The organism is Pseudochrobactrum asaccharolyticum, from assembly GCF_003314995.1.
Classification (GTDB): domain Bacteria; phylum Pseudomonadota; class Alphaproteobacteria; order Rhizobiales; family Rhizobiaceae; genus Pseudochrobactrum; species Pseudochrobactrum asaccharolyticum.
This window is the reverse complement of the sequence record NZ_QNRH01000004.1, coordinates 411920-438849: the sequence shown is the minus strand read 5'-3', so window position 1 is coordinate 438849 and position 26930 is coordinate 411920. Positions and strand designations below refer to the sequence as shown.

Here is a 26930-nt window from a genome sequence, read left to right as displayed (position 1 = left end):
TCTCCTCCTTTCATCTGCAAGGCAAATCAGGTTGATTCTCGTCTCCAAGATAACACTTCCTTAACCGTATCCGGCAAGAGCAAAGTTTCATTATTCCTGTTTCGATCACAGACTTTATGAGTGTTACCGCAAAATAGTGATGAACCATTTGCGTTCTGACCTGTTTCTTAGCCAAGACCTGTTACAACAAACAGGAATCAGGTCACAGAGGAGCAATACATGCGCTATTTGCACACAATGGTTCGTATCCGCGATATCGATGAAGCCCTGGATTTTTATGTCAATAAATTCGGACTGGTTGAAACCCGCCGCACGGAAAGCGAACAAGGACGCTTTACCCTGATTTTCCTCAGCGCATCGCAGGATCAGGAAAATGTCGAAACCAACCGCGCACCGGAACTGGAATTGACCTATAACTGGGATGCGGAAACCTATAGCGGCGGTCGCAATTTCGGGCATCTCGCCTATGAGGTCGATAATATTTATGACTTCTGCCAGAACCTGAAAGACAAAGGCGTCACCATCAACCGTCCGCCACGTGACGGCCGCATGGCTTTTGTTAAATCACCGGACGGCATTTCCATTGAGATCCTGCAAAAGGGTGAAAAACTCGCACCACAAGAACCATGGGCATCCATGGAAAATACCGGAAGCTGGTGAGCTGACATCAAAACAGACTATAGCTGGTAAGCTATCTTACTGGCGCGAGAGATCAACTTTCGCAGCATCCACAATACGGATTTGGGTTGAGACTGAACCATTCCAGTGATTGAGCGATAAATGGCCGGCGATATGCACCATATGACCGGCCTGATCGAACAGGAAACGCCCCAGATCACTATCAGCAGCACGGAAGGCAATGCCGTCCACACGTTTGCCATCCAGCCCCTTCAGCGCGACTTTAACATGGTCGCGACCAACAGTACGCACATCGGCGATCGTATGGTTCGGCAATGCCAACAATGGCTGCACATGACCGGCACCATAAGGCCCTGCTTTTTCCAGTGCATTATATAATGCAACGGTCGCACCGGTGGCAGAAACAGCACCGTCAATCGCCAGACTTTGCTCGGAGCGCAACTCGTCCACCTGCTCGGCGGCCTGTTCTTCAAAAAATGCCCGCAAAGCACCAAGTTTGGATTTCTCCACCGTGATACCCGCCGCCATAGCATGGCCACCGCCTTTAACCAGCAGCCCCTGCTCAACGGCTTTGCGCACCAGCTTGCCAAGATCAAAACCGCTGATTGAGCGTCCGGAACCGGTGCCCACACCATTGGCATTGAAAGCAATGGCGAAGACCGGCCGCTTGGCTTTATCCTTCAGACGGGAGGCCAGCAGACCGACAATACCCGGATGCCATTCTTCATTCGCGGTGACCAGCACGGCTGGCCCTGACTTACCGGAAAGCTCAGCAAAAGCTTCAGCTTCTGCCTGTTGCAGCATGATCGCTTCCATCGCCTGACGTTCGGCATTCAGCCTGTCCAGCTCTTCTGCAATGGTATTGGCTTCAACAGGGTCGTCCAATGTCAGCAACCGGCTACCCAAAGCAGCATTGCCGATACGCCCGCCGGCATTGATGCGGGGGCCGATGAGAAAACCGAAATGGAAACTATTAAGCGGCTCACCGATACGTGAAACCCGCGCCAAAGCCGCCAGCCCTGCATTGCTCTGATTGCGGGCGGCAAGCAAACCTTTGACCACAAAAGCGCGGTTCACGCCAATCAGCGGCACCACATCACAAACTGTGGCCAAACCTACCAGATCAAGATAGCCCAGCAAATCCGGCGTGCCATTGGGCGCTTTAATACCCCGCTCGCGCAATTCCCGCGCCACCTGCACCAAGGTCATAAAAACAACACCGGCAGCACAGAGATGTCCCTGCCCTGAAATATCATCCTCGCGGTTCGGGTTAACAATCGCCGCAGCATCTTCCGGCAAGGCACCGCCAAGCTGGTGGTGATCCAGCACCACAACATCGGCACCGGCATCTTTTGCAGCCGTGATTGAGACAGCACTGTTGGTGCCGCAATCCACAGTCACGATCAGAGAAGCCCCCTTCGTGACCAGCTCGCGCATCGCGTCGGGATTAGGGCCGTAACCTTCAAAGATACGATCCGGAATGTAGATCAGATTTTTAATGCCATAGGCAGTGAGAAAACGTGACAGGAGTGCTGAAGAACAGGCACCATCGACGTCATAGTCACCGAAAATGGCTACATTCTCACGGCGCTGAATTGCATCGGCGATACGTACCGCGGCCTGTTTCATATCTGTCAGAGTAAGCGGATCAGGCATCAGGGAGCGGATGCTCGGATTGAGAAATTCTTCGGCGGCTTCAAGACCAACGCCACGACCGGCCATAACGCGGGAAACCAGATCAGGGATGCCGTAATTCTGGGCGATAGCGAGGGCGGTATTGGCTTCACGCAGACCTAAACGATCAACCCATTTCATGCCCGTTGCAGAAGAACGTATTCCGAGAAACAAACGCTCACTCATATCCACGCGGGCAACTCCTGTTCAGTATATTCGTGTATTACAAAAGCAAAAGGCGACATTTTTCAATGTCGCCTTATAGCAGAATTTAATTGTCGTGCCACTGTCTGGACTCTGCCGTAGCAGGCAATCTAGCGCCGAGGTTAAAAACCGTCAGGTTGCGGCGAAAATGGTGGCTGTTTTGGAACCGGAGCGGAGCGTACTTCTGCATAATCCTTTCATCTTACAGATGAAAGATAAGATTATGCAGCATCTAAAAGTCACGGCATACTTTGCACGTCCAATAGGACGTGCGTTGCCGTGTGTACGTGAGCACCGGATTTCGAGACAGACGCCATTTGCAGACCAAGCTGGCGATTTTTACGAGAACTTGGACAGGTCCTGATGACGCGCCTTAATCTCACGCACAGTCTGGGACTGGGCACGCATGACGATGGTGTGGGTCTGGATGTAGTCGCGGGCAAATTTAACGCCGGAGAGCATGTTACCATCGGTTACACCGGTGGCTGCAAACAGAACGTCACCTTTCGCCATTTCTTCCATCAGGTAGACCTTGTTCGGGTCTGTAATGCCCATCTTCAGAGCGCGGGCGATCTGTTCATCTGAATTGAACTGCAGACGACCCTGCATCTGACCGCCAATGCAGCGCAGAGCAGCAGCTGCGAGAACGCCTTCAGGTGCGCCGCCGATACCGATATAAATATCGATGCCGGTTTCATCAGGATTGGTGGTGTGCATAACACCGGCAACGTCACCATCACCGATCAGACGAATAGCAGCGCCGGTTGCGCGTACTTCTTCGATCAGGCGTGCGTGACGCGGACGATCCATGATGCAGGCAGTGATTTCATTGACCTTAACGCCTTTGGCTTTGGCCAGAGCGTGGAGGTTTTCAGTGGCGGAAGCATCAATATCCACAACGCCGCGCGGGTAGCCCGGACCAACAGCAATTTTCTGCATGTAAACATCTGGTGCGTAAAGCAGGTTGCCTTTTTCAGCAATCGCAACAACAGCCAGAGAGTTTGGCAGGTTTTTGGCACAGATGGTGGTGCCTTCCAGCGGGTCGAGCGCGATGTCAACTTCAGGACCGTTACGAGTACCAACTTCTTCACCGATATAGAGCATCGGCGCTTCGTCGCGTTCACCTTCGCCGATAACAACAGTACCGGAGATCGGCAGACGGTTCAGCTCTTTACGCATTGCATCAACAGCAACCTGATCCGCAGCTTTTTCATCACCGCGGCCACGCAGACGGGCAGCAGCCACAGCGGCGCGCTCGGTCACGCGAACCAGCTCAAGTGTCAGAATACGGTCGAGACCCTGCGGGGTCTGATCTGCAGAATTGGCCATTTAAACAGTCCTAAATTCGTTATCGAAAGTTATGCCTGCAATCCGGTATGGTATCTCTGCGCAACGGATACAAAACTGCTGTAGCCGATTATGATGACAGGGGATTGTCAGACATGGTCGCCATCTTTTGTCAAAATCGGGCTCTCCCTGCAAGAGACAAAGCAAGGCAAGTGAAAGTAAATCGATTATACTCGGTTGAAAAACCATCACATTTGAAAACGAATGATACCGGCAGTGTATTTTCGTGAAAATTCACTGCCGGTATCCTGTTTAACGAAACGCGTTTATGTCAGCCTGCGGTCTGTGCAGCTACTTCAAAAAACGGCTCAGGGCTTTCCACTTCCACCAGCTTGTTCTTCACAATCTGCCAGAAACGATTGCCGGTATTCCGCACAAAACTGCGATCGTGAGAAACCAGCAAACAAGCGGCATCACTATTGAGCAATTCGGCTTCCAGTGCCTCTTGGCCCTCAATATCCAGATGGTTGGTCGGCTCATCGAGAATATAGAAATTCGGATGCGTCAGACGCAGTACCAGCATGGCAAGCCGCGCTTTCTGCCCGCCGGACAAATGCGCAACCGCCTTACCCTGCATATCAATATTCATACCGGCACCAGCCAGAAGCGAACGGGCTTTCTGGTCACCGATATCAAAGCGCCGAATAATGGTTTCCAGAGGCGTAAATTTATCATTCAGCTCGGACAATGCCTGATCACTATAGCCCAGCACCAGAGACGGCGTGGCTTTAAGCGCAGCACTTTCCAGCTCAACACCCGTAATCACATTACGCACCATAGTCAGCAGGCGTGTTTTGCCCGTACCATTGGCACCAAGTAAAACAATACGATCCCCCGGATTGATCCATAAACGGCCGGTTTTATACAAAACGCGGCTATCCGGCGTGACCACATCGAGATTGTCAATCACCACCAGCGCACGGGCATGACTGCTCTGCCCTGCCAGCTTAATAACACCGGCAGAGCGCTCCAGATGCGCAGGCTTGGCTGCATCTTCGAGTTTCTCCGCACGGTCTTTCAGTTGCTTGGTTTTCACCACCAGCAGATCACTGCCCGAATTGATGCCGATATTATTGAGCTTTGCAGCCTGTTTGCGCAATTGTTGTGCCGTTTTCATATCTTTCTGATATTGGCGGGCATCAGCAGCATCGGCCTCATCCAAAGCAAGGCGGGCACGGCTATAAGGCAGCGCATAAATCTGCGAATTTTCCGGCCGCAAAAACAATGTGCGCTTGGTCACGGCATCGAGAAAAGCACGGTCATGACTACACATAATCACTGCCGTTGATCGTGGCAGATCATTCAGCCAGCCTTCCAGCAAGGCGATTTTCTCTAAATCCAGATGGTTGGTCGGCTCGTCCAGCAGTAACAAATCAGGCTCGGCAATCTGTGTTCGCGCCAGCAGTGCAAGGCGCTGCCAGCCGCCGCTCAGATGCCGCATTGCACGGTCGCGCATATCCTGCGGAACACTCAAATCATCGAGTATAATATCAACGCGCCAGCTCTCATGCATCTGCGCATCTTCATCCAGACCACCCAGCACGACATTATATAATGTGATATCCAGCCAGTCCTGCGGCACATATTGCGGCACCACACCAGTTTTCAAACCACGGGCGCGTGTCACCATACCATCAGTCGGCTCAAGCTCACCGCTGATCACACGCATAAGGCTGGATTTACCCCGACCATTAGCGGCAACCACACCAAGCCGCTCGCCCTCACCTACTACGAGGCTCAAATTGCGAAACAGATCAACAGACAGGACAAGAGAAAGATTTTGGAGATTCAATAAAGACATAGGTTCAGCTCAAAATTTACCATAGCCGTATACATCAGAAATTCTGCGAAAAGACAGAACTGGTTACGGAATGGCTCAGTCAGATACAGTTTGCCTGTCGCGAAACTGCACCTTTTAAAGAAAGGCTGAAAAAGACAGATTGTACGGTCTTAATCGGCCCTGCACGAATTAATGATGCAGGGCGTAATCAGGACCGAAAGTGTGATGATGCTGATGTCGCAGAGAAAACATCTTACGGCCCTCCTTATCTTTGCTGCGTTTGAACTCAAAGCATTTCGCAGTTAAATATTCTTATTTAACGTCCGCGAGAATGCGACCAGATAAAAAAATCAGAGCGAGTGCAACATCTATCAGATGTCACAAAACGCTCTGTGCTTTTTATCAAAAACATATTTTACTGACAAGACATATCAGCAATAAAAAGCCGCCGTAAAATCCGGCGGCTTTTCTTATTCATTACATGCTGCTCAGAGTACCCTGTACCAGACCTGATGCACGAAGGTCATTTTAACCTGCACGCTCAATGCGGATCATCTGCGGCTTGTCATAGAGATCACCATCCTCGGTAATCGCCTTCAAAGCCTGCTTCACAGCCGTTTCAGTGGTCGCATGGGTTACCAGAACCACTGTTTTAATCACAGCATCTTCAACGCTGGCACCGCTGCCACGCTGAACAATGGATTCCAGAGAAATATCATTCTCAGCCATACGCTTGGCAATGGTTGCAAAAACGCCTGCGCGATCATGAACATTGAGACGAATGAAATATCCGCCCGCATGAGTACGCATTTTTGCACGTGATGTTGGCTTCAAATCTTTAGCAGGCGTACCGAAAACCGGTCCGTGCTGGAAACCCGGACGGCTCTTGCCGATATCCGCAATATCACCGATCACCGCAGAGGCTGTGGCATTGCCACCGGCACCAGGACCGGACAACAGCAATTCACCAAGCAAATCAGTCTCAATCGCCACCGCATTGGTCACGCCATGTACCTGTGCAATCACAGACGATGTCGGCACCAGTGTCGGGTGAACGCGCTGTTCAATACCGGTTTCGGTTTTAACAGCAACGCCGAGCAACTTGATTTTGTAGCCCAGCTCTTCCGCAGCGCGGATATCCGCCAGCGAAATATTGCTGATACCTTCCAGATAAATATCATCGGCAGCAATCTGCGTACCGAAAGCAATGCTCGTCAGCAATGCCAGCTTGTGCGCTGTATCATTACCTTCAATATCAAATGTCGGATCAGCTTCCGCATAACCCAGACGCTGGGCATCGCTCAGACAATCTTTGAACGAAATGCCCTCCTCACCCATGCGGGTCAGGATATAGTTACAGGTACCGTTCATAATGCCGTAAACGCGCGATACTGTATTACCCGTCAGCGATTCACGCATTGCCTTGATCACCGGAATACCACCGGCAACCGCAGCTTCAAAATTCAGCAACACGCCTTTGGCTTCAGCGATTTTTGCCAGTTCCACACCATGATAGGCCAGCAGCGCTTTATTGGCTGTCACCACGTGACGACCGGCATTAAGCGCAGCCTCAACAGCGGCACGGGCTGTACCCTCTGATCCGCCAATCAACTCAACGAAAACGTCAATGTTTTCTGATTTAGCCAGCGCGACAGGATCATCGAACCATTCGATTTTGACAAGGTCAACACCACGGTCGCGCGTACGATCACGTGCGCTGACCGCAGTCACTACAATTTCGCGTCCGCATTGCCTTGTCATCATTTCGGCTTTATCGCGCAGGATGCGCAAAACCGATGCTCCTACGGTGCCAAGTCCGGCGACACCGATCCGCAATGCATTACTCATTATTGTGCCTCAGCAATATATACTATTCAGACAAAGCGGGAACTGTATGTTCCCGCCTCAATTGATTTGCACAGTTCAGGTGTCTGTCCTGAAACCACCTGTTCAGGCAGCTCCGTCAGCATTCCCTAAAAAACGCTTGATATTACGCGCGGCCTGACGAATGCGATGTTCGTTCTCCACCAAAGCGATGCGCACAAATTCATCCCCATGTTCACCGAAACCGAGGCCGGGCGCAACAGCTACATCCGCTTTTTCGATCAATAGTTTGGAAAAATCGAGCGAACCCATGGCGCGATAGCGTTCAGGGATCGGAACCCACGCAAACATTGTCGCTTGCGGAGCCGGAATTTCCCATCCTGCTCGGCCAAAACTCTCAACCAGAACATCGCGGCGCGTCTTATACACATTGCGCACATATTCAATATCGCTGCCGTCACCGTTCAGTGCAGCCGTTGCAGCCACCTGTACCGGCGTGAAAGCACCATAATCGAGATAAGATTTAACACGGGTAAGCGCCGCAATCAGTCTTTCATTGCCAACCGCAAAGCCCATACGCCAGCCAGCCATCGAGAAAGTTTTGGACATCGATGTGAATTCAACGGCCACATCCATAGCGCCCTCAACCTGCAACACCGATGGCGGCGGGTTGTTTTCGTCGAAATAGATTTCCGAATAGGCCAAATCCGACAGAATGATAATATTGTGCTTACGCGCAAAAGCTACAACGTCCTTATAGAAATCCAGCGTTGCCACACGTGCAGTCGGGTTCGACGGGAAACTCAGAATCAATGCAATCGGCTTCGGAATCGAGTGCTTAACGCCGCGCTCCAATGATACCAGAAAGCTTTCGTCCGGCTCTGCACTGATAGAGCGGATCACACCACCGGACATAATAAAGCCGAATGTATGGATCGGATAGGTCGGGTCCGGACACAAAACAATATCGCCCGGCGCAGTAATCGCCTGCGCCATATTGGCAAAACCTTCTTTAGAGCCAAGGGTTGCAACAACCTGTGTATCCGGATTGAGCTTCACACCAAAACGGCGTGCATAATAATTGGCCTGCGCTTTGCGCAAACCCGGAATCCCCTTGGATGAAGAATAGCGATGACTGCGCGGATCCTGCACGGCTTCGCAAAGCTTATCAATAATGCCCTGCGGCGTTGGCAAATCCGGATTGCCCATGCCAAGATCGATAATGTCGGCTCCGCCCGCTCGCGCACTCGCCTTCAGGCGGTTAACCTGTTCGAAGACATAAGGTGGCAGGCGGCGGATTTTATGGAATTCTTCCGACATATCTCTCTTCCATTAATTAGAATGCCAATGCAGCATCATTATCTTTAAAATCTGCATGGCTGTTAAAAGTCCGGATCAGTTTGACCCGAATCCAGAGCGCCAGAAACGACACCCCGATCTGTAAAATACTGAAATGCGAATAAATTTATGGCGTATAGCAGCGCCTGTCAGTCATTGGAGGCCACGATGAGCGGGAATTTACTGACCCGCTTCGATTGCCTTTAATGTGGCATCCGCCTCGGCCTGCATACGACGCTTCTGCGCCTCGATCTCCGCTCGGCTTGATCCGCTGGCGCTCACGGCACCCTGACGGGCTTTGGCGCTGCTGAGCGTACCGGCAATCTGGTCTTTTTCTTCAAAAGTCAGCTGCTTGGTTTCACCACGCGGCATAATACCGAAATTCGGATAAACACCGGTACGCAGCGCACCTTCCTGCGGCACACCGGCAGATGGCCCGCTTGTGCAACCCGCGAGCGCCAGAGCAGCCACAGCGAACAGTGCGAAACGCAGCGTTGCGGAGTGATTATTCTGTTGTGCGCTCATAAAGGACATTCCCTGCATATCGAAACTTTAGCCGAATAATCGGACAATAAACGTCTAGGCTCAATTGGCAACAGGAAGCTTACATTTACAGCCTGAAAAACGCAGTTATTCGCTATTTACTCTCAGCGCACACCGCGAACACGGAATGTAACAATTATTATTATAATGAAACTAATTGTTACGAATCGTAACTTGCACAGGATTTAATAAAGAATTAACACTTTTTTCCTGACTAAACTGGTCACTTCGCTTATAAATACATTAGAATTTCGCACAAATGCAGCTTCCTTTACAGCCATTTGTGCCACACGCTGCATAGGAAACATCTTATTTGGTCTCGGTTTCCGCAGATGCACTTCGTCAAGTCGCAGCATAATAAAGGGTTTGCTTTGTTCGATACGATAAAACGTATACGAGAAAAAAACGCTCAGCTTTTTTGCGGCTCGGCTATCATTCTCGCTTTAAGCATCAGCGGATGCACAACAAGCTCGGGCACGAACCTGCTGGAGAATGCGGCTGCTGACATCGCGGCGGCGGAAACAAGCGAATCTGCTGATAACGCAACGGCAACGAATACCAAGACTGCAAATGGCGCGGATACAGCCAAAGCGACGCTTGCAGCAAACACGCCTGTTCCGAACTCTCCTGAGGCCGCAAAGCAGCCTGCGGCAGCGCAGACTGAAAAACCTGTACAGGTCGCCTCCGCAGATACTGCTCTTGCCGCAACCGCACAGGTCATTCAACCTGCCGAGACTGTTGCACCGGCTGAACAACCTTCCACTCTGGCTGCGCTGTTTGGCACACGAAATAAACCAACGGCAGCACTCGCCGCCGCTGAACAGGCTGAAGCAGCACCGGCCAGCCAGCCGAAAGTGCAGGAAACCACCGCTCAGACTGAGACCACCAAGCCGGAAAATAATGCAAGAGCTGTACCGGTGGCTCCGGCCATTGACAGAACAAGCCAGAGCGCAGGCGCTGCAGCCCGTTTGTTCTCACCGGGTAAGAACAGCCCACGCGGCAATAGCAAGCAGGAAGCCACTGTAACCGCCTCCGCAACTTCGCCGAAGCGTACCACTGACTATAATTATACTCTGCCAGGTGTGCGTGCGAATGGTGGCATCGAGATTCGCCATAGCAACAAAGTCTTTGACGAGAGCGACATTGATCTTGATGAAGATGATTTCAGCGCACCGGTCACACTGGCCTCTGCCGGTGGCATGGCACGTCTTGCACCAAACGGCCTGCGTACCCAGCATGATAAAGTTCAGGTTTCCTGCCTGAAGCCGCAGCTGGTCTCAATGATCAAGCGTCTTGAAAGTCATTATCGCAAACCGGTTGTCATCACCTCCGGTTATCGCAGTCCGTCACACAATCGCTCTGTAAGTGGTGCCAAGCGCTCTTTACATATGTCTTGTGCTGCAGCGGACTTGCAAATCCCTGGCGTATCCAAATGGGAAATTGCCCGACAGGTACGCACATGGCCGGGTCGCGGCGGTGTCGGCACCTATTGTCATACAGAATCGGTACATATTGACGTTGGCCCTGAGCGTGACTGGAACTGGCGCTGCCGTCGCAAATAATTTTTTGCCGCTCAAAAACACAAAACAGCATTTTTTCGCAGGCCGGATCAAATCATTTGATTCCGGCCTGAATCATTTTTTGAGGTATTTTTCTCTCACCCGAGTGGTTTTGCATTTATTTTCGGGATAAATTTGCCCAGTCAAAACATTTTCAAAATTTTCGAAGCCCTAAACACCTCATTTCAAACGCAAAACACGGCTTCAGCCATAGTTTATGCACAGAGAGGAGCGTACAGAACAAAAAAATCTGCATTTTTTTCAAATTTCTTATTTTACCCACTTGCGCGATAAATATCCTGTCGCTATAAGCCGGTTCACCAGCAGGCGCCCATCGTCTAGCGGTTAGGACAGCGCCCTTTCACGGCGCAGACAGGGGTTCGATTCCCCTTGGGCGTACCATCTTCTCCACAGTGCAGAAGATTGAAAATCTCAAAAACTGAGATAAAAACTCTCCTCTTCGATACGACAAAACAATAAAAAGAATGCCTGAACCGCACCGAAAAATGCTGCGTATTTCGATTCACGCGCATTTACAGATATTTTCATAAGCATCAGATTTTTTTCACATATTTTGTATTTTTTTGCATTTTCCCTATTGCGTATTCAATACGGCTTAGCTATACAGCGTTCACCGGCAGGCGCCCATCGTCTAGCGGTTAGGACAGCGCCCTTTCACGGCGCAGACAGGGGTTCGATTCCCCTTGGGCGTACCACTTCTCTTCAAGAGAAACATCAATACCGGAACAAACCTACCAGAATAAAATTTCAGTTTTGCATTCAGATAAAGTCTGATCTATGCAGAAACATGCTTTTTCCCTCTCCCCTTGTTCGCGGCACTCTGTTGCAGCGTTATAAACGCTTTCTGGCTGATATCCGGCTTGATAGTGGCGAATCTATTACTGCCTCGGTGCCCAATACCGGTTCTATGCGCGGACTGACCACACCAGGCTCTGAAGCATGGCTCAGCATCTCCGACAGTCCGACTCGTAAATATGCCCATACGCTGCAAATTGTGCGTGCCGACGATACGCTTGTTGGGATCAATACCGGTCTGCCGAATAAAATTGCCGAAGAAGCGATTCTCTCCGGCATGATTCCGCAACTCTCCGGCTTCAGCACACTGAAACGCGAACAAAAATACGGGCAGAATTCCCGCATTGATTTATTGCTGCTTGGAGAAAGCGGTCAGCAGACCTATGTAGAGGTTAAGAATGTGCATTTTAAGCGCACAGGACAACTGGCAGAGTTTCCCGATAGTGTAACCGCCCGTGGTGCCAAACATCTCGTTGAACTCAGCGAGATGGTCAAAGCCGGTCATCGCGGCGTTATGGTTTTCGTTATCCAGCGTCAGGATTGCGATTCTTTATCGATCTGCGGCGATCTCGATCCTGTTTATGCCGCCGCATTTGCGAATGCGCGGCAGCATGGGGTTGAGGCTTACGCAATTCGGTGCCAAATAAGTCCTGAATCAATTATCGCGGATCAGACAGTACCCGTTCTGACCCTGTAAATTTTTGTCCTGCGGGATTCGCAAGGCAACAACTTCCGGCACAGCATTGCTGCTGTCCTAACATATATACGGATCACCCGATGGTAACCTATGTCAACGCCGACAGCGCCCCGATTAAATATACAGGCCAGATCAAACTTTACGGGCCTGAAGGTTTTGCAGCCATGCGCAAGGTCTGCGCAATTACGTCCGAATGTCTTGATGCACTGAATGATATTGTCAAACCGGGCGTTACCACCAATGAGATCGACCGTTTTGTTTTTGAATTCGGTGCGGATCGTGGCGTTGTGCCTGCCACGCTGAACTATCGCGGCTATACAAAAAGCTCCTGCACCTCGATCAACCATGTTGTTTGTCACGGTATTCCGGACGACAAGCCGCTGCGTGAAGGCGATATCGTCAATATCGACATCACCTTCCTGCAGGATGGTTGGTACGGTGATTCAAGCCGTATGTATGCAGTCGGCCAGATCAAGCGTGCTGCAGAGCGCCTGATGGAAGTCACCTATGAAAGCCTGCTGCGTGGTATTGCAGCCGTAAAGCCCGGTGCAAAAACCGGCGCAATCGGTGCAGCCATTCAATCCTATGTGGAATCAGAGCGCTGCTCTGCCGTACGTGATTTCTGCGGTCATGGCGTCGGCCAGCTTTTCCACGATGCACCGAATATTCTGCACTATGGTAAAGCAACAGACGGTATTGAAATGCGTGAAGGCATGATCTTCACTATTGAGCCGATGATCAATCTCGGTAAGCCGGATGTGAAAGTGCTGAAAGATGGCTGGACAGCAGTCACCCGTGACCGCTCGCTGACAGCGCAATATGAGCATACCATCGGCGTCACCAAAGACGGATGTGAGATCTTCACTCTGTCGCCAAAAGATATTTTCTACACAACGACTTCAAAATAATAAAATGGCCGCGATATCTCCCGATATCGCGGCCATGATCCTGCATTAAATGTCTGAAGCAGGCAGCAGGGCGGTAATAGCACCGCCCAACTGCATCTCATATTCGCCTTGTTCAGCAGTGCGCCCGACAACGTTGAGCACGGTTGACGCAGCATTGCGGGCAGCTTCGGTCAAAGTGCTGCCATGCGCCAGATTAGCGGTCAGCAGGCCGGTGAACAGATCACCGGTTCCCACCGGTACAATCGGCACACGCGATGAAGTCAGTCTTGTCTCTTCCCCGCCTTCAAACACCACATTCTCCAGTGAGCCATAGGGTGTATCGGGAAAGACACAGCCCGTTGCCACCAGTCGTGCATTGTTAAATGCCTGTATCTGACGCACCTTTTCCTGCAAAATATCGAAAGATGAAATCTCACTACCGGTAATCAGCCCGACTTCAAACTGGTTAGGCGTCAGAAGATCAGCCAGCGGCACCAGCTCATTGATGATACATTCCATCACCTGATCGGCCACGAATACGCCTAAGCCCGTATCGCCCATCACCGGATCACAAATATAGATGATATCAGGATTGATCTTGCGCGCCCGTTTGACAAAATCCGCCACAACCTCGCCATTGGCACGCGATCCCAGATAACCGGAAACAATATAACGGCTGGTACCGATTAGTCCGCGCTCTTCTACCCCGCGCAACAGATCACTCACCAGCTCCGGTTCCAGCACACGCCCGCGCATGGTTTCATAACCCGGATGGTTGGAGAGCAATGTCGTCGGCACGGCAGCAACATTCAGCCCGCGCGCCTGCATCGGCAGCACCGCAGCACTGTTGCCGACATGACCATAGACAACCTGACTCTGGATAGAAATGACCGAGGTCTGCATTGATAACGGGAACGACATTACTTTACTCCTTCTTTGGCAGCGACCAGCGCCTCACGATCCCGCTTAGGTAACTGTCCGTTGAGCAGAATATAGGCAACCAGACCAATCACCAGCCCCCAAAATGCCCCGCCAATACCCAACAGATTAATATTGGCAGCGGAGGCCAGAAAGGTGATCAATGCCGCTTCACGGGTTTTCGGATCAGCCAGCGCACCTGCCAAACTGCCGCCAATAGTACCGAGCAAAGCAAGACCAGCCAGCGTAGTGATGAATGTTGCCGGAAAAGCCATAAAGACCGCGGCAAGCGTGACACCAAACACACCGACAAGCACATAAAAAACGCCCGCAGCAATACCGGCAATCCAGCGCTTGCGCGGATCTTCATGTGCTTCACGGCCAGTGGCAATCGCAGCAGTAATTGCCGCAATATTAAAAGCATGGGAGCCGAATGGCGCCATGATCAGCGAGCCGAGGCCGGTGACTGTGACAATCGGATTGGCACTGGTTTTAAAGCCGTCATTGCGCAGCACCAGCATTCCCGGCATATATTGGCCGGTCAAAGTGATGAGGAATAGCGGCAGGGCAACACTCAGCAATGCATTCAGCGAGAAGACCGGCATTGTAAAGACCGGAGCCGCAAGCGTGAGGCTCAAGTTGGAGAAATCCACCCGCCCCTGCACCAGCAGAAAACCAATCCCCAGCACCAATATCCCAACCACCGCATAGCGGGCGGTAAAGCGCTTGAGCAACACATAAGCGACAATCAGCCCGCCAACGAGCAGTGGATCAATCGTTGCACCGCCAAAAGCACCGATACCGAATTGCAGCAAAATACCGGCCAGTAAACCGGAAGCGATACTCGCCGGAATAAGCCGGATTACTTTTTCAAAGGTGCCGGAAAGCCCCAGCACGACAAAAGCAAGAGCCGAGATAATATAAGCACCGACAGCTTCCGCATAAGGTGTTGTGGCCAGTGCTGTAACCAGAAAGGCCGCCGCCGGTGTTGACCATGCAGTGATGATCGGCTCACGAAAATACCAGCTCAGCATCAGCCCTGTCACACCGACACCGATAGACACAGACCAGACCCATGACGCAGTCAGCTCAGGACTGAGACCGGCAATCTTTGCCGCCTGAAATACGAGAATAAAAGTTCCCCCGTAATTGACGATCACAGAAATCAACCCGGCAACAATCGGATGGGGCAGATCGCTGAAACGCAACGGAGACGGTGGCGGAATAGTCTGGGACATAAGGCAGGCTTTCTAATATGGCTGCGGCTCTGCCGGTTCTGTGTAAAGCGGCAGATTGCAGGTTCGTCATGATGCGCTTGACTTTTAACTCGCAAATGGTCTGTTATCTCCCTCCACTTGTCTCATCGGAACCAGACCAATTGTTCAGGCACTCCCAACTTGAATCTGTCAAAGCATGGATCGCCCATCCGGCGAATGCCGCAATGCCGCTTCATGCACGTATACAGCGCGCTATCCGCCAACTGATCGTCAACGGGGCTTTGATGCCGGGAAAGCCGCTTCCCGCCTCCCGTGCTTTGGCCGTATCGCTGGATGTCTCACGCGATACGATTGAGGCCGCCTATAGCCAACTTCATGCAGAAGGCTTTATTGAGCGTCGCGTCGGCAGCGGTAGTTTTGTGGCTGAGATGACTGATTTTTCTGCAGGGCGCAGGCTTTCTCAACGGGATGCATTGGCACGCAATCAGGCACCCAACTTAAGCAAGCGCGGCAATGATATGTTTCGTAGCGGCGGCGTGCGTGAACAGCTGATTCCCCGCCCCTTTGCACCGGGTTTGCCGGAAACCCGCAGTTTTCCGATCCAGCTCTGGGAACGGTTAGAGCGGCAGGTTCTCAAAGAAACCGGCACACAGGCACTGCTGCATGGCAATCCGCAAGGCACAGAACCGCTGCGTCGTGCGATTGCCGACTATGTCAATCTGGAACGCGGTGCTCGTGCAACCGCCGACCGTGTGCTGGTGCTGACCAGTTCGCAACAGGCACTAACACTCTGCGCCAATATGTTGCTGGATGCAGGCGACAGTATTTTCATTGAAGACCCGGTCTATTACGGTGCCCGCAGAGCTTTTGATGCCGCTGGTCTGATCCCTGTCCCCGTTGCCGTCGACTGGCAGGGCATTGTTGCCGAGCATATTCTCGAAGACCCGTTCAGAGCCAAGGCTGTCTTTCTCACCCCGTCCCATCAGTTTCCGACCGGTGCAACACTGGCTCTGGACAGGCGTCTGGCCTTGATTGAATGGGCATCCCGTCATCAGGCATGGATTATCGAAGACGATTATGACAGCGAGTTTCGCTATACCGGCAAACCGACAGCCTGTGTGCAGGGGCTCGATCCTCATGACCGCACCATCTATATCGGTACTTTCACCAAGTCTCTGTTCCCGGGTCTGCGTATCGGTTACATCGTGCTGCCGCCGCAACTGGTCAAACCCATGACTACTGCGCGCACCCTGCTGGACGGTCACACGGCTTCGCTTGCACAGCTTACCCTTGCCCGCTTTATGGAAGGCGGGCATTTCGGTGCCCATATCCGCACCATGCGCAATATCTATGCAGAGCGGCTTGAGGTTCTCACAAGGCTTGTCACGACACATCTGAGCGAGTTTATCGAGCCGCGTGTGCCGATCGGCGGTCTGCAAATGCCGTGCCTGCTCACCTGCGAAATATCTGAGCGTGCAGCCATTGATGCTGCAAGACGCGTTGGTGTTGAACTGCTGGGGCTCTCTCCGCTGCATGCATCCGGCACAGGCAGAGCCGGTTTCTTAATGGGTTTTGCAGCCTATACACCGGCAGAGCTTGAATCTGCGGTTAAAAAGCTCAAAACGGCTTTTCAGAACATCAAAGTGCCAGTAGTTTAAATGGCCTGCCGGTGAAATGAAAAGCGGCCGGTTAAAAGCAACCGTCTCCGTAGTATGCTCTGTGCCGTATTTTGCCTGCATGTAAGGCAACCAGCATGAAAGATATGTGCCATGGATCAGTTGCTTTCCAGCCTTTCACCTGAAGATATAGCCCGCTTTGGTGAAACACCCGCAATTCGCTTTGCGGAGAATTTACAGCTGGTTCAGCAGCGTATTGCAGCTGCGGCTTTACGCAGTGGCCGCAAGCCAGAAGATGTACGTCTGCTGCCTGTTACCAAGACAGTACCGGCGCACATTCTGCGTTACGCCTTCGCTGCAGGGATAACGGATTTCGGCGAGAACAAACTTCAGGAAGCCCGCGATAAACGTGAGAAACTCGATGATCTGGCGATTAACTGGAGCATTATCGGCCATCTTCAGACCAATAAGGTCAAATATCTCACGCGCTTCGCCACAGAGTTTCATGCGCTCGACAGTATCCGCCTTGCGGAAGAACTGAACCGCCGGCTTGAGAATGAAAATAAAGATCTTGATGTGTTTGTGCAGGTCAACACATCCGGTGAAGAGAGCAAATATGGCCTTCATCCCGACGATCTGCTGCCTTTCATTGAGCGTCTGCCGGATTATCCGCGTTTGAGACCGCGCGGTCTGATGACCCTTGCTTTGTTCAGCTCTGATCTGGATAAAGTGCGCCCTTGCTTCCGGCTGCTGCGTAGTTTGCGCGATCAGGCGGCACAGCGCCATTCCGGCATCACCAAACTCTCTATGGGCATGTCCGGCGACTTTGAAGCCGCGATTGAAGAAGGCGCAGATATAGTCCGCGTTGGGCAGGCAATCTTTGGTGCACGCCCGACTGCGGATGTTTATTACTGGCCGGGTCTCATTCCTGCGCCCGATGAAAAGACAGCGTAAAATCAATTTAAGAAATACAATCAAATACTTAAATTGTTCAGCAATCCCGCTTCATCGCATTTTTTCATAGACCATTCTGTAAAATTCCGTTTAATTTGCAAACGGAAACCGCATCGAGAGGCGGTAGCCATCTGTGCATTCGGGGGCAAGTTACAGAATGGCCAAGCAATTTCCGCCTGCGGATGATGAAGAGCACTATCTGTCAGATGATGATAAACAGCATTTGCAAAGTTTTGACGAGGTGAGTGCGGTGCGTCAGCTGCCTGCTCGCCTTTCGATTTTAAAAGGGCTGGCAGAGAACCACCCGCCCCGCCCGCCGGATAGTTTTTTCGCACCTCCAGAAACTGCTAAGCCTGCCATCGCATCTAAAAAGGCCAAGCCGCATTATAGCGGCCACCGTCAGCGTCTGCGTGAGCGTTTTGTCAATCATGGCGATGACGTATTGGCTGATTACGAGTTACTGGAATTGCTGCTGTTTCGCACGATTGCACGGGCAGATACCAAACCATTGGCCAAAGCCTTGCTCAACCGTTTTGGCAGCTTTGCCGCTGTTCTTGGCGCGGAGCCGCACTTACTAAGGGAAGTTGCAGGCTGCGGTGAAGCCGTCGCACAGGATATTAAATTGCTCAATGCCTGTGTCCGCCGGTCAGGCAAAAGCGAAATCATGAAAAAGGATATTCTCGATTCATGGAGCAAGGTCATCGCCTATTGCATGACCTCTATGGCCTATGAAAATCGCGAGCAATTCCGCATTCTGTTTCTTGATAAGAAAAACCGGCTGATCGCCGATGAGGTGCAACAGATCGGCACCGTGGACCATACGCCTGTTTATCCCCGCGAAGTCATCAAACGCGCACTCGAATTATCCTCTACAGCCCTTATCTTATTCCATAATCACCCTTCCGGTGACGCCAACCCCTCACGGGCGGATATTGATATGACCAAGCTTATTATCTCGATTGCATCGCCGCTGAATATTGCTGTCCATGATCATATTATTATCGGCAAAGCCGGACATGTCAGCATGCGCGGACTGGGGCTAATCTGACTGTAGCACAGCATTCCATGCTGTTAACCCGCTGTTAATGATAAACAAAACAATAAGGTGTCTGACCCGCGATTATGGCAAACATAAACCAAATTGGTCACAATTAACCGTCATAACCGGCTCAAAGGCGCACGTCCCGAAAGACTCATCTGAGAAGATTGGCGCCAGCAAGTTTAAATATTGCCTCTCAGGTAAAGACGGAGCCGTACTATGCGTCACATTACACTTTTCAGCACAGCAGCACTCGCGCTGGCATTGACACAGGCCCCTGCTCTGGCAGCGGACGCCTTCAACAATAACGACTATAGCTATAATGACAGCTCATCAAGCTATGATGCCCCTGCAACTTGGGAAGGCAACTATGTCGGTGCGCAGCTTGGTACCACATCGTCCAAAACCCCTAGCCCTTTCTCAAGCCGTACTTCGGCTTTGGGCGGTATCGTTGCCGGTAAGAACTTCCAGTCCGGCAATTTCGTCTATGGTGGTGAACTCGAAGGTAATTTCGGTGAAGCCGAACACAAAATTCAGGACAATGGACGTTTGCAGCAGTCCTGGAGCGGTGTTGCCAAGGTGAAAGCCGGTTACGCTATGGATAAAACCCTTGTTTACGGTACCGTTGGTTATGGCACCACCAAGTTCAAGCCAAAAGACAATGTAACATCCGGTTCCAAATGGGCTGGTGGTGTACAGCTCGGCGCCGGTGTTGAACAGCAGCTTTCCGGTCCGTTCTCGGTGAAAGCAGAATACAACTACATGCGCCACAATGGTGTTAAAACCAGTGTGAATGACACCCGCTACGAAAACAATCTGAAGACACACGCCCTCAAGGCCGGTGTGAACTACCGCTTCTGATTCTTGATAGCTTAGTCAAAAAAATGCAAAGCGCCGTATTTTTAAAAATACGGCGCTTTTTTTATAATTTCAGAAATTTTGCTAAAATACATTGATTTTATTATAAAAAACAAAAGCTTGAATGAAGACATTCACTCTGAATATGGATTGTTTTTTCAGCATAGGTTTATGCATATTCTGCATATTGCTATTTGAAAAATGAAACATTCGCCTCTTTTTCCAGCATTTTGAGCTTCGTCTTCGTCATTTTGGATAGTTTCACAATCTGTCGCATATGTCGCAAAACGACATCAACAATCTGCTTCTCTGCCCCTGCTTGACTTAAACAGCCTCCCTGATTTTATGTAAGGCTGAGGAAATTGGGAATTATATCATGCAAGCAGTTTTTGACGGCCATAATGATGTGCTGCTTCGTCTGTGGGAGAGCCGCAATAAAGGCGAGGATCCGGTAAAAGAATTTATCGAGGGAACAGATCAGGGGCATATTGATTTGCCGCGTTCCCGTAAAGGCGGTCTGGCTGGCGGTCTGTGCGCCATTTACATTCCCAACCCTGCTACCGGAGAAACCATTTTCGACGAACCGGACAGTAACGGCCATTATGATACACCTCTGGCCGAACCGATTGACCGTACCTATTCTTTCGATATCGCCAGCGAATTTATCGACATTGCCTATAAGCTTGAACGTGCAGGCGGCTGGAAAATCTGCCGTACCGGTCAGGATATCGACAATGCGCTGGTTGACGGTGACTTTGCAGCTGTTCTGCATATGGAAGGCTGTGAAGCGCTTGATAAAGACCTGAAAGCACTGGAACTGTTTTATCAGGCCGGTTTGCGTTCACTGGGCCCTGTCTGGAGCCGCCACAATATTTTCGGCCACGGCGTACCTTTCTCCTATCCGATGAGCCCTGATACCGCTCCGGGTCTGACTGATGCCGGACGCGAACTGATCAAGGCCTGTAACAGCCTCGGCATTCTCATTGACTTGTCGCATATCACTGAAAAAGGTTTCTGGCATGCCGCTAAACTGAGCAATCAGCCGCTCATTTGCAGCCATTCCAATGCCCATGCTCTGACACCGGTCGCGCGCAACCTTACCGACAAACAGCTTGATGCAATTGCTGAAAGCAATGGTCTGGTCGGCCTCAACTATGTCACCACCATGTTGCGGGCAGATGGTCAGGTCAATACGGCTACGCCGTTCAGCGATATGGTACGCCATATTGATTATCTGGTCGGCAAAGTCGGTATCGACGGCGTGGCTCTCGGTTCCGATTATGACGGCGGCCCGATACCGGATGGTATTAAGGATGCTGCCGGAACACAGAACCTCGTGCAGGCGCTGCGTGAAGCAGGCTATGGCGAAGATGATCTGGCAAAAATCTGCCGTGACAACTGGCTGCGTGTGCTGCGTTCCGCATGGCATGAAAAGCACGAAAACAAACAGTTGACGACGAATGTTGGCCTGCTTGCGGAGTCCCGCCATTCGGACATATGATACATTATAAAATTTCTGCCGGTTGATATCGGCAGAAGTGAAATAAAACCCGGAATAACACGGTGTGATAGACGTGTATCAACTATCGCAAGCCGGTCAAACGGCTAATCATTTGGGATGAAATATGGGGTATATAATGATTAAAAATTCCGCTGGGATTAAATCTTTAAATCGTTTTGGATATCTGGCTGCGACCGCCGCTCTCGGCGTATTTGTCAGCGCCGCAGCTGTGCAGGCGGCAACACCGGCTGACACGCTGGTTCTGGGCTGGACATTCGATGATATGATCACGCTGGATCCGGCGGAATCTTTCGAGCTGTCCACCGGCGAAATTCTCGGCAACACCTATGACCGTCTGCTGCGTCTTGACCCGAATGATGCCTCGAAAGTTATCGGCGATGCTGCGGAAAGCTGGGAAGTTTCCGAAGACGGCCTGACCTATACTTTCAAAATCCGTGAAGGTCAGAAATTTGCTTCCGGCAATCCGCTGACTGCTGAAGATGTTGCTTACTCGCTGATCCGCGCTGTTAAAATCGACAAGAGCCCGTCTTTCATCCTCACACAGTTCGGCTTCACACCGGACAATATTGAAGAAAAAGTCAAAGCAACAGACGCCAACACTCTCGTCATCACTGTTGACCAGTCCTATGCACCAAGCTTTGTGCTGAACTGCCTTACCGCTGACGTGGCATCCATTGTTGACAAGAAGCTGGTTGAAGAAAACGCCAAAGACAATGATTACGGCTATGGCTGGCTGAAAACCAACTATGCCGGTTCCGGTCCGATGATCGTTCGCGACTGGCGCGCCAATGAAATCATCGTGCTTGAGCGCAATGATAATTACCGTGGTGACAAATCCCCGCTGAAACGCGCGATCTACCGCTATGTCAAGGAAAGCGCCACCCAGCGCCTGATGCTTGAAAAAGGCGATATCGACGTAGCACGTAACCTTGAGCCGGGCGACATTGATGCTGTTACAAAAACAGACGGCATTTCCCTGTCAGCTTCGCCAAAAGGCACTGTTTATTACTTCAGCCTCAACCAGAAAAACGAAACTCTGGCCAAGCCTGAAGTTCGTGAAGCGCTGAAATATCTCGTTGATTACGATGCGATTTCATCAACTCTGGTGAAACATATCGGTGTTCAGCACCAGACATTCCTGCCAAAAGGCCTGCTCGGTGCATCCGATGAAAAACCTTACAAGCTCGATGTAGCCAAGGCCAAAGAACTGCTGGAAAAAGCCGGTCTGAAAGACGGCTTCAGCATTTCCATGGATGTACGCTCTTCCCAGCCGGTAACCGGTATTGCTGAATCCATTCAGCAGACCTTTGCTCAGGCCGGCGTCAAAATGGAAATCATTCCGGGTGACGGCAAGCAGACACTGACCAAATATCGTGCCCGCAAGCACGATCTCTATATCGGTCAGTGGGGTACAGATTATTGGGATCCGAACACCAATGCGGATACTTTTGCCAGCAATCCTGACAATGCAGATGATGCATCGGCTAAAACACTCGCATGGCGTAACGCATGGGATATTCCTGAGCTGACAAAAGAAACCAAAGCTGCAGTTCTGGAACGCGATACAGAAAAGCGTGCACAGATGTATCTCGACCTGCAGAAGAAACTGCTGGATGATGGTCCGTTTGTCGTGCTGTTCCAGCAGACCGAAGTTGCCGCTTACCGCAACAATGTTGAAAACTACAAGCTGGGCGTGACCTTCACCACCAACTCTGTCTACAACGTATCGAAGAAATAACACGGTATGAGTGTAACTACTGTAACAACATCCGGGCGCAAAAACGCCCGGATCAGCAAATGGGCTCTCGGCATCGGGAGCTTCTTGCTGGTCGTCATCACAACCTATCTCGGATTGCTCGCAGTGACCTTCTTTATCGGTCGCGTCATTCCGGTTGATCCGGTTCTTGCAATTCTCGGTGACCGCGCACCGGCTCATGTTATTGAGCGCACCCGCGAAGAGTTAGGATTTAACTTACCTGTCTGGCAGCAGTTTATTATTTATGTCCAGAAGGCTCTGTCCGGCGATTTCGGCATGTCGGTTCTGACCTCTAATCCGGTCATGACAGATATCAAACGCGTTTTCCCGGCAACCATGGAACTGGCCACCATCGGTACGCTGATCGGTGCAGTTATTGGTATTCCGCTTGGCGTGCTCGCAGCTGTAAAGCGCGGCAGCTTTATTGATCAGCTGGTACGCGTTGTCGGCCTGTTCGGTTATTCTGTGCCGATTTTCTGGCTCGGTATGATCTGCCTGCTGATTTTCTACGCAAAGCTTGGCTGGGTTGCAGGTCCGGGTCGTATTGACGTGGCCTATGAATATACCTTTACCTCAATCACCGGTCTTTACATTCTCGATGCGATTATTCAGCGTCAATGGGATGCACTGGGCAATATTCTCTCGCATATTATTCTGCCTGCATCGCTGCTCGGTTATTTCTCGATGGCCTATATCAGCCGCATGACCCGTTCTTTCATGCTGAATGAACTGGATCAGGAATACATCGTTGCTGCCCGTGCAAAAGGCCTGAGTGAGACAAAAATCATCTGGGGTCATGCTCTGCGCAATGCTGCAGTGCCGCTCGTTACCGTGATTGCTCTATCCTATGCCGGTATGCTTGAAGGCTCGGTTCTGACTGAGACCGTATTCTCATGGCCGGGACTTGGCCTCTATATCACCAATTCTCTGCAAAGCGCTGATATGAATGCTGTTCTTGGCGGCACCATTGTCATCGGCTCTGTGTTTATTGCCCTTAATCTGCTTTCCGATCTGCTCTATCGGACACTCGACCCACGGACGCGCGCACGATGAGTGAGACGACACTTCCTAAAGAAACATGGCGGGAATGGCTGCTCTCCGAGCGTCCGCAATCCCGTGCACAGGCTAAACTCGGCCGCTCCTATATGATCTGGCGCCGTTTTACCGCGAATAAACTTGCGGTACTCGGTCTGGCGATTATCGGTCTGCTGGTTTTTGTTGCAGCTTTTGCACCATGGCTTGCACCACATTCACCGGTTTCCGGTGATCTGGCCAATTCACGCCTGCTGCCAATGGGTTCACCGGGCTACCTGCTGGGTACAGATGATCAGGGGCGTGATATTCTCTCCCGCCTGATCTACGGCTCCCGCTGGACACTCTATGTTGTTCTGCTGGTTGCTATTCTGTCCGCACCGGTCGGCCTTCTGGTTGGCACCGTTGCCGGTTATGCCGGTGGCTGGGTTGATGCGCTTCTCATGCGTATTACCGATATTTTCCTTGCGTTTCCGAAGCTCATTCTGGCGCTCGCTTTTGTTGCGGCTCTCGGACCCGGCATTGAAAACGCGGTTATCGCTATCGCCATCACCTCATGGCCGCCTTATGCCCGTATTGCCCGTGCGGAAACACTGACCCTGCGCAATTCGGATTATATCTCGGCTGTCAAACTGATGGGGGCATCGCCTGCCCGTATCGTTATCCGTCATATTATGCCGCTTTGCCTGTCCTCGCTGATCGTTCGTGTGACGCTGGATATGGCCGGTATTATTCTGACTGCTGCTGGCCTGGGCTTCCTCGGTCTTGGTGCTCAGCCGCCGCTGCCTGAATGGGGTGCAATGATTGCTTCCGGCCGTCGTTTCATTCTCGACCAGTGGTGGGTTGCCGCTGTACCGGGTATGGCCATTCTCATTGTCAGCCTTGGCTTCAACCTGCTTGGTGATGGCCTGCGTGACGCTCTTGATCCGCGAGGCAACAACCAATGAGTGACAAATTACTTTACGTTGACGATCTGCGGGTATCCTTCCCTACCCGCACCGGTGCGATTGAAGCCGTTCGCGGCGTCTCTTTCACACTTGGCCGCGAGCGTCTCGGCATTGTGGGTGAATCCGGCTCGGGTAAATCCCAGACCGGCCGTGCCATCATGGGGCTGACACCGCCCCATGCTAAAATCACTGCCAAGCGTCTAGAGTTTGATGGCATTGATCTGCTCGGCATCTCCGCAAAAGAACGCCGGTCTTTACGCGGCAGCCGTGTGGCCATGGTTCTGCAGGATCCGAAATATTCGCTCAATCCGGTGATGACCATTGGTCGCCAGATCATTGAGACCCTTTCGGCTCATGCCCGCATCAACAAATCCGAAGCCCGTCAAAAGGCTCTGGAAATGCTGGAAGCGGTGCAGATCCGTGATCCTGAGCGCGTGTTTGATCTCTATCCGCATGAAGTATCCGGCGGTATGGGACAGCGCGTAATGATCGCGATGATGCTGATTGCCCAGCCAGAACTGCTGATCGCTGACGAGCCGACCTCGGCTCTTGACGTGACCGTGCAGCTCGAAGTGCTCGGCATTCTCGACAAGCTGGTAGCTGATCGCGGTATGGGGCTGATTTTCATCAGCCACGACCTGCGTCTGGTTTCCTCTTTCTGCGACCGCGTTATCGTGATGTATGCCGGACGTATTGTTGAGGAAATTGCTGCAAGCGATCTGGCCAATGCAAAACATCCATATACTCAGGGACTATTGAACTGCATGCCAAAGATCGGTTCTGACCGTCATCCGCTGCCAACCCTGCAACGTCAGGCGGAGTGGCGCACATGACAACCGGCAACAGCACAAAAACACCGGCTCTTTTCATTGAAAATCTCAATGTGATGTTCAATGAATTCCATGCCCTGAAAGATGCTTCAATCACAGTTGAAAGCGGCTCTTCCTTTGGTCTGGTCGGCGAATCCGGTTCCGGTAAATCCACGCTGCTGCGCGCAGTGGCTGGATTGGCACCAACCTTCTCCGGCAAGGTAGAAATAAACGGCAAGCCGGTACCGACACCACGCGACAAGGCTTTTTACAATACTGTGCAGATGGTGTTTCAGGACCCTTACGGTTCCCTGCATCCGCGCCAGACTGTAGACCGCCTGTTGCTGGAGCCATTGGCGATCCACGGCATCAAGGATACAGAAAAGCGTATCGTGCGTGCATTGGATGAAGTGGGCTTAGGTTCCGGCTTCCGCTTCCGCTATCCGCACCAGCTTTCCGGTGGTCAGCGCCAGCGTATCGCAATTGCCCGTGCTCTCATCGTAGAGCCGAGCATTTTGCTGCTGGATGAGCCAACCTCAGCGCTTGATGCTTCCGTTCAGGCGGAAGTGCTCAATCTGCTGGAGCAGATCCGTCGCGACCGTAAGCTGACCTTCGTTATGGTCAGTCACGATCTGGCCGTTATCACCCATATGTGTGACGAACTGGCTGTGATGCAGAACGGTACGATTGTTGAGAAGCTGAAGGCAGATGATCTGGCCAAGGGCAATCTCAAAGAAGATTACACCCGCAATCTGATGAATGCGAGTGAAGGCTTCAAACGCTGATCTTATACCAAAACACCATGAGTATAACTCATGGTGTTTTGGTTAAGCCCGAGTGGCGATTGAAATTTTTCAAGGCGTGATGCGTCAGCATCTTAAAGCCTTGGTATTACGCATATAAAAACCAATCAGGCCGCACGTCTTACGACTGCGGCCTTTTTTATATTTAAAA

At 51.5% G+C, this 26930-nt stretch carries 22 protein-coding genes and 2 tRNA genes; 16 read left to right on the top strand and 8 right to left on the bottom strand.

What is annotated here, in order from left to right; all coding sequences use genetic code 11:
• Positions 1-219: 219 nt before the first annotated feature.
• Positions 220-660 carry a VOC family protein gene (locus tag DFR47_RS13200; RefSeq protein WP_113944870.1) on the top strand — a complete coding sequence of 147 codons (441 nt, stop codon included), beginning with the start codon at positions 220-222 and terminating at the stop codon, positions 658-660.
• Between the two features lie 36 nt (positions 661-696).
• Here the strand turns inward: DFR47_RS13200 and recJ are convergent, their stop codons facing one another.
• From recJ to DFR47_RS13170, 6 genes are all read right to left on the bottom strand, one after another.
• A complete protein-coding gene (gene recJ, locus DFR47_RS13195; RefSeq protein ID WP_113944869.1) occupies positions 697-2499 on the bottom strand; it encodes a single-stranded-DNA-specific exonuclease RecJ in 1803 nt (600 codons plus the stop codon).
• Between the two features lie 357 nt (positions 2500-2856).
• Complete coding sequence (gene glpX, locus DFR47_RS13190; RefSeq protein WP_113944868.1) at positions 2857-3846, bottom strand: class II fructose-bisphosphatase; 990 nt, start codon at positions 3844-3846, stop codon at positions 2857-2859.
• Between the two features lie 289 nt (positions 3847-4135).
• Positions 4136-5665, bottom strand: a complete 1530-nt coding sequence (locus DFR47_RS13185) for an ABC-F family ATP-binding cassette domain-containing protein (protein WP_113944867.1) — start codon at positions 5663-5665, stop codon at positions 4136-4138.
• Positions 5666-6172: 507 nt separating this feature from the next.
• Positions 6173-7492: a homoserine dehydrogenase gene (locus DFR47_RS13180; RefSeq protein ID WP_113944866.1), complete on the bottom strand. Its 1320-nt coding sequence runs from the start codon at positions 7490-7492 to the stop codon at positions 6173-6175.
• Between the two features lie 102 nt (positions 7493-7594).
• Entirely contained in the window at positions 7595-8788 is a 1194-nt protein-coding gene (locus tag DFR47_RS13175; RefSeq protein WP_113944865.1) for an LL-diaminopimelate aminotransferase, read from the bottom strand.
• 198 nt (positions 8789-8986) lie between these two features.
• Positions 8987-9331, bottom strand: a complete 345-nt coding sequence (locus tag DFR47_RS13170; RefSeq protein WP_113944864.1) for a hypothetical protein — start codon at positions 9329-9331, stop codon at positions 8987-8989.
• A gap of 389 nt (positions 9332-9720) precedes the next feature.
• Between DFR47_RS13170 and DFR47_RS13165 the strand changes: the two genes are divergently transcribed.
• The 5 genes from DFR47_RS13165 (at position 9721) to map (ending at position 13329) form a co-directional block, all read left to right on the top strand.
• Positions 9721-10911 (top strand): YcbK family protein, encoded by a 1191-nt coding sequence (locus DFR47_RS13165; protein ID WP_245416550.1) that lies wholly within the window; start codon positions 9721-9723, stop codon positions 10909-10911.
• 324 nt (positions 10912-11235) lie between these two features.
• Positions 11236-11310 (top strand) — tRNA-Glu (locus DFR47_RS13160).
• A gap of 239 nt (positions 11311-11549) precedes the next feature.
• Positions 11550-11624, top strand: a tRNA-Glu gene (locus DFR47_RS13155).
• A gap of 92 nt (positions 11625-11716) precedes the next feature.
• A complete protein-coding gene (gene sfsA / locus DFR47_RS13150) occupies positions 11717-12421 on the top strand; it encodes a DNA/RNA nuclease SfsA (RefSeq protein ID WP_113944862.1) in 705 nt (234 codons plus the stop codon).
• Between the two features lie 80 nt (positions 12422-12501).
• Entirely contained in the window at positions 12502-13329 is an 828-nt protein-coding gene (map, locus tag DFR47_RS13145) for a type I methionyl aminopeptidase (protein WP_113944861.1), read from the top strand.
• Between the two features lie 45 nt (positions 13330-13374).
• On the opposite strand, the gene pdxY is transcribed toward map, so the two are convergent.
• Both pdxY and DFR47_RS13135 read right to left on the bottom strand, forming a co-directional pair.
• Positions 13375-14229, bottom strand: coding sequence for a pyridoxal kinase (gene pdxY / locus DFR47_RS13140; RefSeq protein ID WP_113944860.1), 855 nt, complete (start codon positions 14227-14229; stop codon positions 13375-13377).
• Positions 14229-15464, bottom strand: coding sequence for a benzoate/H(+) symporter BenE family transporter (locus DFR47_RS13135; protein ID WP_113944859.1), 1236 nt, complete (start codon positions 15462-15464; stop codon positions 14229-14231). The genes pdxY and DFR47_RS13135 overlap by 1 nt, the downstream gene beginning before the upstream one ends.
• Before the next feature lie 140 nt (positions 15465-15604).
• Between DFR47_RS13135 and pdxR the strand changes: the two genes are divergently transcribed.
• The 10 genes from pdxR (at position 15605) to DFR47_RS13085 (ending at position 26761) form a co-directional block, all read left to right on the top strand.
• Positions 15605-17101, top strand: coding sequence for a MocR-like pyridoxine biosynthesis transcription factor PdxR (gene pdxR / locus DFR47_RS13130; RefSeq protein WP_113945014.1), 1497 nt, complete (start codon positions 15605-15607; stop codon positions 17099-17101).
• Positions 17102-17212: 111 nt separating this feature from the next.
• Positions 17213-18013, top strand: coding sequence for a YggS family pyridoxal phosphate-dependent enzyme (locus DFR47_RS13125; RefSeq protein ID WP_113944858.1), 801 nt, complete (start codon positions 17213-17215; stop codon positions 18011-18013).
• A 277-nt stretch (positions 18014-18290) separates the two neighbouring features.
• Positions 18291-19061, top strand: a complete 771-nt coding sequence (radC, locus tag DFR47_RS13120) for a RadC family protein (RefSeq protein WP_374788323.1) — start codon at positions 18291-18293, stop codon at positions 19059-19061.
• 210 nt (positions 19062-19271) lie between these two features.
• Positions 19272-19913: an outer membrane protein gene (locus DFR47_RS13115; RefSeq protein ID WP_113944856.1), complete on the top strand. Its 642-nt coding sequence runs from the start codon at positions 19272-19274 to the stop codon at positions 19911-19913.
• 373 nt (positions 19914-20286) lie between these two features.
• Positions 20287-21411 (top strand): dipeptidase, encoded by a 1125-nt coding sequence (locus DFR47_RS13110; protein ID WP_113944855.1) that lies wholly within the window; start codon positions 20287-20289, stop codon positions 21409-21411.
• Positions 21412-21547: 136 nt separating this feature from the next.
• Positions 21548-23170, top strand: coding sequence for an ABC transporter substrate-binding protein (locus tag DFR47_RS13105; protein ID WP_113944854.1), 1623 nt, complete (start codon positions 21548-21550; stop codon positions 23168-23170).
• Between the two features lie 6 nt (positions 23171-23176).
• Positions 23177-24241, top strand: coding sequence for an ABC transporter permease (locus DFR47_RS13100; RefSeq protein ID WP_113944853.1), 1065 nt, complete (start codon positions 23177-23179; stop codon positions 24239-24241).
• A complete protein-coding gene (locus tag DFR47_RS13095; RefSeq protein ID WP_113944852.1) occupies positions 24238-25167 on the top strand; it encodes an ABC transporter permease in 930 nt (309 codons plus the stop codon). The genes DFR47_RS13100 and DFR47_RS13095 overlap by 4 nt, the downstream gene beginning before the upstream one ends.
• On the top strand, positions 25164-26000 hold the full coding sequence (locus DFR47_RS13090) for an ABC transporter ATP-binding protein (RefSeq protein WP_113944851.1): 837 nt from the start codon (positions 25164-25166) through the stop codon (positions 25998-26000). Before DFR47_RS13095 ends, DFR47_RS13090 begins: the two co-directional genes overlap by 4 nt.
• The gene (locus tag DFR47_RS13085; protein ID WP_113944850.1) at positions 25997-26761 is read left to right on the top strand and encodes an ABC transporter ATP-binding protein; all 765 of its coding nucleotides are present in this window, start codon (positions 25997-25999) and stop codon (positions 26759-26761) included. Before DFR47_RS13090 ends, DFR47_RS13085 begins: the two co-directional genes overlap by 4 nt.
• Positions 26762-26930 lie beyond the last annotated feature (169 nt).